The 6,017-nt window shown below is 75.8% G+C and carries 6 protein-coding genes; all 6 read left to right on the top strand.

Going from position 1 to position 6,017, the window contains the following annotated elements; translation table 11 throughout:
• Positions 1-268: hypothetical protein (locus tag BUB17_RS24780; RefSeq protein ID WP_175561484.1), on the top strand; the 268-nt coding region annotated here is incomplete at its 5' end.
• Complete coding sequence (locus BUB17_RS28370) at positions 265-2,712, top strand: hypothetical protein (RefSeq protein ID WP_072921456.1); 2,448 nt, start codon at positions 265-267, stop codon at positions 2,710-2,712. The genes BUB17_RS24780 and BUB17_RS28370, both read left to right, overlap by 4 nt.
• Before the next feature lie 6 nt (positions 2,713-2,718).
• Positions 2,719-3,888, top strand: coding sequence for a M23 family metallopeptidase (locus BUB17_RS24770; RefSeq protein ID WP_072921453.1), 1,170 nt, complete (start codon positions 2,719-2,721; stop codon positions 3,886-3,888).
• Positions 3,885-4,478: a hypothetical protein gene (locus BUB17_RS24765; protein WP_072921451.1), complete on the top strand. Its 594-nt coding sequence runs from the start codon at positions 3,885-3,887 to the stop codon at positions 4,476-4,478. Before BUB17_RS24770 ends, BUB17_RS24765 begins: the two co-directional genes overlap by 4 nt.
• 205 nt (positions 4,479-4,683) lie before the next feature.
• Entirely contained in the window at positions 4,684-4,962 is a 279-nt protein-coding gene (locus BUB17_RS24760; RefSeq protein ID WP_141243202.1) for a hypothetical protein, read from the top strand.
• A 409-nt stretch (positions 4,963-5,371) separates the two neighbouring features.
• Positions 5,372-6,017, top strand: a 646-nt coding sequence (locus BUB17_RS24755; RefSeq protein ID WP_208983676.1) for a hypothetical protein, incomplete at its 3' end; no start/stop codon positions are given.

Genomic DNA, 6,017 nt, shown 5'->3' with positions numbered 1-6,017 from the left:
CCACCGGGACAAGACGTTGGCCCGGCGCGGCCTGGCCTGGCTGGACCTGGACCCAGATGACGACGAGCTGCTCACCCTCCTCACCGAGCAGACCTCCCCGGTCGGTCCGGCCGGCGTGCCCGAGCACCGCCGCGGCGAGGCCTTCATGCGCGACTCCTCGGGCAACGTGGGCCGGATCAAGGTGCTGCCGCCGTGCGTGCCGGCCCGCAACTGCGCGGTGCGCACCTCTCCGCCGGAGCTGTGCCCCGAGCACGGGACGGCGGCGTGAGCAGGCCGCCGCGGCCCGTCCGGGACCGTCGCGGCCGGCGGCGCATCGGCCGGCGGACCGGCCCCGCACAGTTGGGTGCCGGCGCCCGCGCGGCCCGGTGGCGCCGTCCCCGCCGGCCGGGCACCGCGATCGCCGCCGTCGGGCTCTGGCTGTGGCAGACCGGGACGGCCCAGGCCGCCGACGGCACCGCCGGCCAGGCGCCGGGAGCGCTGCGCTGGATCGAGCTGGCCGACACCCGGGGCATCTCGGTGTGGAACTACGAGCTGTCCCTGGATCGCGGCGGTGTCACCAGCCCCGGCCACCTCATCTGGTCGTTCCTGCTCGACCTCGTCTGGGGCATCTACCGCGGCTGCGTGGTGGTCGCGATCTGGTTCCTGGACTGGGTGATCTCCTTCGCCTGGCTGCCCGTCGTCGCCGCCCCGGTGCTGGTGCTGGGCGACAGCCTGCAGACCATCGTCGACCGCTTCGGCGTCGTCCCGGTGTTCGCCACCGCCGCGACGGCCGTGGCCGTCACCTGGATGGCCCGGGGACGCTGGTCGGTGGGCGTGTTCGAGCTGGTGGCCAGCCCGGTCATCGCCGCGCTGGCCGTGGGGGTGTTCGCCGACCCCGTGGAGCAGGTCGCCGGCGACGGCGGGCTGATCATGGCCACCCGCGACGTCGGCCTGCAGCTGTCCGCCGGCATGGCCAACAACGGCGACGTCGGCGGCGACGCCGACACGATGCGCCAGCAGGTCACCGGCACCCTGGTCGACACCTTCATCCGCATGCCCACCCAGATGATCAACTTCGGGGAGGTGTTGGACGGCGGCGGCTGCGAGGGCGCCTACGACGACGTGTTGCGCGCCGGTCCCCACGGCGGCGACGACGACATCCGCGACGCGATCGGCGACTGCGACGCCAACCTCGGCGAGGTCGCCGCCAACCCCGGCCCCGGCCAGTTCGCCAGCGCGGTCATCGTCAGCCCGGCGGCGTCCTTGGTGATGGTCTTCGCCATCGTGCTGGCCGGCGCCGTCATGCTCGCCGCCGTCTTCGCCCTCTACCAGGCGCTGCGGCTGATCGTCACGGTGGTGCTGGCGGTCCTGCCCGGCGCGGCCCGCGGCTCGCTGTGGCAGACCCTGGCCGACCTGGTCATGGCCCTGGTGACGGTGGTGTTCGCCGTGGTCTTCCTGACCAGCTATCTGGTCTTCATCCAGGGCCTGTTCGAGTCCAGCACCGCCGGCGCCCAGGGCACGATGGCGACCTTCTTCCTCGTCGACGTCATGCTGGCCGTCGGCATCATCCTGTTCTGGAAAGGCCGCGCGAAGCTGCGCAAGGCCGCGGACCGGCTCGCCGCGGCGATGGCCACCCGCCCCGGCACCGGCCCCACCGCGCTGCCGGCCCGACGCCAGTTCAACCCCACCGAGCTCTACTACAAGGGCCGGATGACCGCGACCGCCGGCCGCGTCGCCATCGACGGGGGGCGGGCCCTGGGGCGTGGCTCGGCCGCCCTGGGCCGAGGCGTCGGCGCAGCCGCCGCCTCCCTCACCGGCGTGGCCGGCACGCTCGCTGCCGCGACCGCCGGCTGGGCCGCCGGCCGCCGCGCCCCCGCCGACGCGGCAGCGGACAGCACTCCGCCGGGCGGGGTCGTCCCGCAGCTGCCGGCCGGCTTCGACGGGTCGACCAGCGGCCCCGCCGACGACGCCGGCGGCGGCCCAGGAGGCGGTGGCGGCGGTGGTGGGGGAGCGGCCGCCGCCGTCCGGCACCGAGTGACCAGCACCCGCGCTCAGCCCGGCACCGGCGGAAGGCTGCTCGCCCTGGGCAGCCAGGTCGCGGCGCTGTCCCTCACCGGCGGTGCGGCCGGCGCGCTGCAGGCTGGCAGCCAGGCCGCGACCGCCGCTGAGGCCATCCAGGCCGCGCAAACCGCCCGGCGGGTGGCGCTGGCCTCCCGTCTGGCGGTCAAGAGCCTGCCGGCCGGCTCGTCGGCCACCGCCTCGCCGCCGGCACCCGCCGGGCCGCCGGCGGCTACGGCGGCCGCAGCACTGGGTGCGGCTCGATCCGCCCGCCCGTCGAGCACCGCGGCGTCCGACGCCGCGACGCCGAAGCGCCGCGGCCCGGACAGGTCCGCGACGTCGCCCACCGCACCCGCCGGCGGTCCGCCGGGCACCGCCCCGGCTGGGGCGGTGCCCGGGCCGGCAACCGGGACAGGCGCACGGCCGGGCCCCGGTGGGCGGCCGGCACCATCGGCCGGCACGGCGACCCCGCCCACGCCGGGCACCGACGCCCGGGCGGCCCGCCCGCCGGCGACCTCGGTGAGCGGGGACGTCCTCGCCGGCCCGGCGAAGCGACCAGCGCCGACCGACGACCGGGCCGCCCGGCTGCGCGCTGAGCTGGCCGCCCGTCGGGACGCCAACTCCCGAACCCACCAGCGCGCCAACGGCCGCGGTCTGCGGCGACCGGGGAGCTGACCGACCGTGCGCAAGCTGCTGGTGGTGACGGCCGGCGTCCTCACGGCCGGCGCGCTGGCGGTGGCCGGGCTGCCCATCCTGCTGGTGGCCGCGGTGCTGGGCGCCGGCCAGAGCACCGCCGGCTGCCCGGTGCCCGGCGGCAACCCCGGCGGCGCCTTCGAACCCGGCTACCTGGACACCGTTGACGTCGAAGGGCTCAGCGCCGAGCAGATCACCGCGGCGGCCACCATCGTCTCGGTGGGGGAGCAGATGCAGATGCCCTCCCGCGGCATCATCGTCGCCCTCGCCGTGGCCAGTCAGGAGTCCCGCTTCCGCAACTACGCCAACGACGGCCTCGGCGGTGACCTGCGCCCCGACCAACGGGGCGTCGAGCGGTCACTGACCTTCCCGCACGACGCCGTCGGCACCGACCACGGCAGCGTCAACGCCTTCCAGCAGCAGTACCCCTGGTGGGGCACGCTGGAGGAGCTCATGAACCCGCCCACCGCCGCGCGGAAGTTCTACGAGGCGCTGGGCCGGGTGCCCGGCTGGGAACGCATGACGGTCACCACCGCCGGGCAGCGCGTGCAGGCCTCGGCGTATCCGACCGCCTACGCCGACGACGAGACGATCGCCACCCAGCTCTACCAGCGGCTGGCCGGCGCCTCCTCGCACACCACCACCGACCCCACCACGGCCCCCACCACAGCGGCCGGCGGCGCCCCGTCCGGGGTGACCGGCGCCGGCTGCGGCAGCACCGGCGCTGGCGGCGCGGTCTCGGCCGCCGGCTGGTCCCTGCCGCTGGACCCGAGCACCTACACACTCACCTCCGACTACGGGGCGCGCTGGGGCACCTTCCACGCCGGCCTGGACCTCGCCGCGCCCTCGGGCACACCGATCCGCGCGGTCGCCGACGGCACGGTCACCTTCGCCGGCTCCGACGACGGCGGCTACGGCAACCTGGTGACCATCCACACCGCGCCCAACGTCGACACCTACTACGCCCACCAGGTCGACGGAGGCATCCGGGTCGCCACCGGCGACACCGTCACCGCCGGCCAGCTGATCGGCGCGGTCGGCACCACCGGGGACAGCACCGGCAACCACCTGCACTTCGAGGTCCGCGTCGACGGCGCCACCACCGATCCGCTGCCCTTCCTGCAGCAGCAGGACCTGGACCCGGGGACCCTGCCGTGAACAGCGCGGGCAAGGACCGGCGCAGACCGGTCCTGCTGGTCACGGCGGCCCTGCTGGCGATCGTCGGAGCCGTGTTCCTCATCCCGCCGACAACGTCCTCGAGCGCCGGGGCGAGCTCCACCACCCTTGCCCAGACGCCGGACAGTGCCAGCTCACCGCCGACTGCCGCCGACGAGCAGCCGACCCCGGTGGCCGCCCCGGACCCTCAGCCCGGCGGTGCGGGCCCGCAGGACCGCCGACACGCCGGCGAGCACGGCCAAGGCCACCCGCCCGGGCGTGAACCGTGGCGGCCGGTCGTCACCGGCTTCGCCACCGACTTCACCCAGCCCGGCCCGGACTGGGGCACCCGGGTGACTCGCTGGACCAGCGACTACCTGACCGCCGAGTACCGCCAGATGGACCTCGCCCGGATCCCCGTTGCCGGTCTGCTCGGCATCGAGGTGAGGGTGGCCGGAGAGTTCCTCATCGACGTCGTGGCCGACTACGACACCGGCCTGCAGTTGGTGATCCGCGCGGAGGCCTCGGCCGCCGGCTGGACGGTCACGCGGCTCCAGCCGGCCGGGCAGGGCCCGGGCGACGCCCGGGGTTGATCCGGTGGCGCCCGCCGTCCACGGGTCAAACCCGGCCCACGGGTGTCCCGGTCGGCGCGCCGCGCGGGACCGGCCACGCCGGCTGCCCAGTGCACCTCCATCGAGGAGGCCACGGGCAGCGTCCGCTCTGTGGACGGCGTGCCCGCTGTCCACAGGATCCTGGTGGCGAACCCGCATGCAGCTGTTGGCGGGCAGGCTGACGCCCATGACGACCAGCCGCCCCCGGGCGTCCTTGCCGGTCACCCACGAGATCCGCCGACTCCACGACGGCAGCGTCATCAGCTCCCACTGCAGCCGCGACTGCGCGCTGGCGGCCTTCGAGCAGTTGTTGCTCGCGCAGATGATGGGGGAGGACCCGCCCGGGCCCCTGCAGTGGGTCGAGGCCCACCTGGTCGACCTCGCCACCGGGCAGACAGGTGCGTCCACCCGCGGTCTGGTCCCCCTCGACGGTCGCGTGCCACCGGAGGTCCTCCGGTGGCCCTGACCGGAACCGCTTCCGAGGAGGTGCGGCGGCCTCGGGCACGGCCGGCGGTTGGGTCCCGTCGCGGCCGCGCGCGGCGGCCCCGGCGGCGTGATCACGTCGAGGTCGGGGTGGTGAGGCTGCGTCCACCCAAAATCGGCCTCGGTCAGAACCTCTCCGAGAACCGTGTCCGAGGCCGATTTTAGGTAGGGCGTCAAACGGCCAGTTCGGGCAAGGATGGCACCCACCTCGCCGCCAACTGGCCCCCTCCTCGCCCCCACCAGCGCGCCACCACCAGGCCACCACGCCGTCAACACCCCAGGCAGCGAGGCGACTGAACCGGGCCGGCACGCCTGCGCGTGCTCAGCCGGCGGGTGTCACAGACCAGAGCCGGCCCAGACCTTCCCCGGGCGAGGACTCCAGGGGAGGTGAGATGGCCCGGCCCATCACCGTGCGACGGCCACCTGGCCGTCGCCTTGAGGGCACTGCCGCCCGGGCCGGGCGGCTGGCGCCGCCGCAGGTGCCGTGGCTGCGCAACGCCGTGCTCTGCCTGGCCGCCGGCGTCGCGGCCCTCGGCGCGGGGCTCGTGTTCGACCGTCCCGCACCCGGCTGGCTGGGCCTGGGCGCGGCCGTCCCGCTCGCCGCGCTGGTCGCCGCGCACGGCAAGCGCACCCAGCTCCGCCACCAGCTGTCCGACCATCTGCTGCAGGCCCTGGCGCCGCTGCTGGGTCTACGAGCTCTCGACCGCCGCGCCGTGACGCTGAAGCGGTGGAGCCGCGGCTGGCCGGGCATGCCGGCCCGGATCGTGCTGCGCTACGCCCCCGGCGTGGACGACGGCGACGCCCAGTGGCAGGCCGAGGTGGTCACCGCGGTCACCCGGCGCCTGCTCGAACGCTACGAGGCCGACCTGCTCGACCACCGCCGCTGCCGCATGCGGCTACGGCTGGCCGCCCCCGTCGCCGAGGAGGTCGGCGCGCCGGCGGCGCAGCTGCGAGCCGAGCGGGCGATCGGGGAGCTCATCGGGCCCACCGCGACCATCACCCGCACCGAGTTCGCCGACGGCGACCTGGTCCTCGTCG

Source organism: Geodermatophilus obscurus (assembly GCF_900143215.1).
Taxonomy (GTDB): domain Bacteria; phylum Actinomycetota; class Actinomycetes; order Mycobacteriales; family Geodermatophilaceae; genus Geodermatophilus; species Geodermatophilus obscurus_A.
Note: the sequence above shows the minus strand (reverse complement) of the source record. Positions and strands in the feature narration are given on the sequence as shown.

Bases quoted from the DNA above. Each gene is read 5' to 3' on its own strand.
- BUB17_RS24760 (WP_141243202.1), top strand. From the start codon at position 4,684: ATGACGACCAGCCGCCCCCGGGCGTCCTTGCCGGTCACCCACGAGATC.